Genomic DNA, 3,240 nt, shown 5'->3' with positions numbered 1-3,240 from the left:
GAGATCGCCGTCTCTTTCATCGAGACATCAAGACCAATATACTCGTCCATGGTTGTTCTCCGCTGATGCTGGGCCCGGTCACCAATCGAGAGCCCGTTCTTCATCGTACCGGGGAACAACCACCTGCATCAGCACCGATCGCGCAGTGGTGGACCGCTCCCAGCGATTACACCATGTTCATGTCAGCCGGTTTCGATCCGCGTACCTCCACCACGTTTGCGGTAGGCCGGGTAGTCAGCCGGGCCGCCTACTGTGACAACTGCAACTCAACCCGCAGGCGGGTAAGCTGCGTGCTGTGGATTCGCCAGCCTCGATCGGTAAGCACGTAGCGTTCGCGGTAATGACCGAACCCGTGCAGATACGTGTGACCACCTTCAAGCGGGTGTTCACGAGTGCGGTACAGGCGGTCCTCCATCGTCCAGATCCCGCTGGCAGTGCTGTCTGAAGTGAAATCTATGATCGGCATGTGGCCGTGATGGACTGACACCTGGTCAGCCGTGCTGGCCGAGACCCAAGCGATGATCGACTCGATGCCCAGCCACGGCTCGGGCCTGGCCTCTGGCACATGCAAGGTTGCATCGGACGCGAAGACTTCTTGTCGCCAGAGATCCCAGTCCTTGTGGTCGAGGCCATAGAAGTACTTGGCCTTGACTGTTTTGATCGCCTCAATCGCGAGTAGCCGCTCGATCTCGGTCACGAGCGCACGCCTCCGATCTTCACCCGCACCGAAGCGCCTATGGTCGCCGGGTAGGACCACACGTTGCCGATCCCGAAGACGCTGGGTAGAACCTGGGTACGATAGCGGGCGTCGGTTACGTTCTCTCCGTAGAGGGCGAATGTGTACTGGTCTGACGGGTCGGTCCATTCCGCTCGCAGGTTGACCGTCTCGTAGCCGCCTTGGTGGAACTGGCCAGCCGCGTCGAACGCGAACGCAGAGGTGTGGTAGAGGTTACCGGAAAGCGCGAAGCGTCCGCCACCCAGTTCGAAGGCGTAGCGCGCACTGAAGGTGCCGGTGAACTTGGGCGCGCGCAGCATCTGCTGCCCCGACGCGCCATTCGGCCGCGGCCCGATAACGTAAAGGAATGGTTGGTCGAGATCGTAGAAGGGCGCGGTGTCGAAGTTGCGGTATTTAGCATTGGTGTAGGCACCCGCCAGGCTGAGATCGAGCCCGTCCAGCGGCCTCACTCGGCCTTGCACCTCGAGGCCGTAGATGCGCGCCGAGGCGGCATTGGTGATCAGGCTCTGGGTGCCGTTGTAGCTAGATACCTGCAGGTTCTTGTAATCGTAGTAGTAGGCGGCGGCATCGAAGGCGGCGCCGCGTGTCTCATACTTGTACCCCACCTCCCAGGCCTGGATCTTCTCCGGCGCAATCTCGATACCGTCGAGTGAGGCGCCGCCGACGTTGAGGAAGCCCGGCTTGTAGCCGCGGGTGAACGAGGCATAGACGCTCGATGTGGTAGTCGGCTTGTAGCGGATGACCACGCGGGGGGTCACCCGGTCGCTCTTGAGCGATGGCACGTCGGTCCGCGTCAGGCCGCCGGCCGCGTTCGGCAGGTCGAAGTAGGAATCGCGCACCCCATCATGGCTGTAGCGCAGCCCTGCGGTGAGGAAGAGCTTGTCGGTCAGCTGGTACGTCGCATCGGCAAAGGCGGCAAGCGAGGTCGTGGTCGTGCTCGATTCGGCGATCGGCGATGGCGGCGCACCGAACGCGCTGCCGAGCACCAGATTGTAGTGGTCTACAAAGCTCACGTAGAACGCGCCCGCGGTCCACTGAAGCCGCCCGCCCGGGTTGGAATTCAGCAGGAACTCCTGCGTGAAGGTCTTGTTGATGATCGGGTGGAAAAGGCTGAACAGCGACGCGGTCGAGTAATCCAGATCCGAGACGCTGTAGGAGTTCTCCTTGCGATACTGCGTATAGGACGTCAGCGTCATGCTGCCGAGATCGGCGCTCACGGTGCCCTGCACGGCGTTGGACTTGGTACGGAACGAGGGCTTCACCGTCAGCGCGACGTCGTCATACTTGGTGGCGACCGTGGATGGGCCGAGCAGCGACTGCACCGCTGGGTGCAGCCCGGCCGAAAGCGGCACGCCGTCCAGTACATAGGCGTTGGCGACGTTGGCTGTTGGATCGTTGGTGTCATTGTGGCCGTAGCGTACGAGGACGTAGGCATCGTCGCCCAAATCCACCTTCACGCCGGTGCGCACGCCCCATATACGATAGCGGCCCACGTCCTTGTCGCCGTCGACGATGTCAGTCGCAAAGCCGTCGCCGCGCTTGTACATGCCCTCGATGTCGATCGCAACGTTGTCGGCCAGGCCAAAGGTGGCGTAGCCCTGCAGTCGGGCGGTATCGAACGAGCCGTACGAAGCTTCGAACTTCGCAGCGGCCTCGGTACTCGGCTTTGCGGTGGTGACAAGGATCGCGCCGCCCGTTGTGTTGCGGCCGAACAGCGTGCCCTGTGGACCCTTCAGCACTTGCACGTTCTCGACGTTGCTCAGCTGGAAGTCGGAACCGAGCGGATTGGGCGAGTAGAACCCGTCGACATAGATGGCGACGTTGCCCAGGCCACCGGAGGTGGCGAACGACGTGCCCACGCCGCGGATCGTCGGCTGTACGAAAGTTCCGACGTAGTCGAACCGCAACCCGGGCGTGACCTTGGCCACGTCGTTGAGTTGCTGCAAACCCAATTGGGTGATCTGTTCGGCGCTGATGGCGGTGATCGAGACCGGCACGTCGCGCGACCGTTCGGAGCGGCGCTGGGCGGTCACGACGATGCTGTCGTCCTCGGGCGCGAGCGCCGGCGCAGTGCTGGGGGCCGGCGCCGCGCTCTCCTGCGCCAGAGCCGGGGCGGCGAGGTCCGGTACCGGCATGAGGGCGGCCGCCGTAAGCAGGCGCGATTGGCGGAACGCCGAGGAAATAGGCATCGGTTTCTCTCCCAAGAATGTGTCAGGCCGGTCTTTGCCGGCGCCGATCGGGTTATCTCCAGTCCGGCTATTTCACATGGGCCATCAGCGGGTCGGCCATGAGGCTGGTAGCGAACGGCTTGAGCTGGTCGAGCGCTCCCGCCTGGACGAGCTTTGGCCAATCGGGCTCCGCGATCATCGCGCGGCCGACGGCGACGAGATCGAAGTCGCCCCGATCGAAGCGCCGCATCAGGTCTTCGAGGCGCGCGAGGTCCAGTTCGGCCGTGCGGCCCTCTCCCAGGCTGACGAGGAAATCGAGGTCTAGCCCGATCGAGC

Annotated in this window: 2 protein-coding genes and 1 pseudogene; all 3 read right to left on the bottom strand. The window is 63.2% G+C overall.

Annotation, left to right across the window (positions count from 1 at the left end):
* Positions 1-247 precede the first annotated feature (247 nt).
* Positions 248-697, bottom strand: coding sequence for a nuclear transport factor 2 family protein (locus GV044_RS14060; protein ID WP_159871901.1), 450 nt, complete (start codon positions 695-697; stop codon positions 248-250).
* A complete protein-coding gene (locus tag GV044_RS14055) occupies positions 694-2,925 on the bottom strand; it encodes a TonB-dependent receptor (RefSeq protein ID WP_201299109.1) in 2,232 nt (743 codons plus the stop codon). Before GV044_RS14055 ends, GV044_RS14060 begins: the two co-directional genes overlap by 4 nt.
* A 67-nt stretch (positions 2,926-2,992) precedes the next feature.
* Positions 2,993-3,240 (bottom strand): annotated as a pseudogene (locus GV044_RS14050) (12-oxophytodienoate reductase); the annotation flags it as partial.

Origin of the sequence: Novosphingobium sp. 9U (assembly GCF_902506425.1) — a bacterium.
In the GTDB taxonomy this organism is placed as follows: Bacteria; Pseudomonadota; Alphaproteobacteria; order Sphingomonadales; family Sphingomonadaceae; genus Novosphingobium.
Note: the sequence above shows the minus strand (reverse complement) of the source record. Positions and strands in the feature narration are given on the sequence as shown.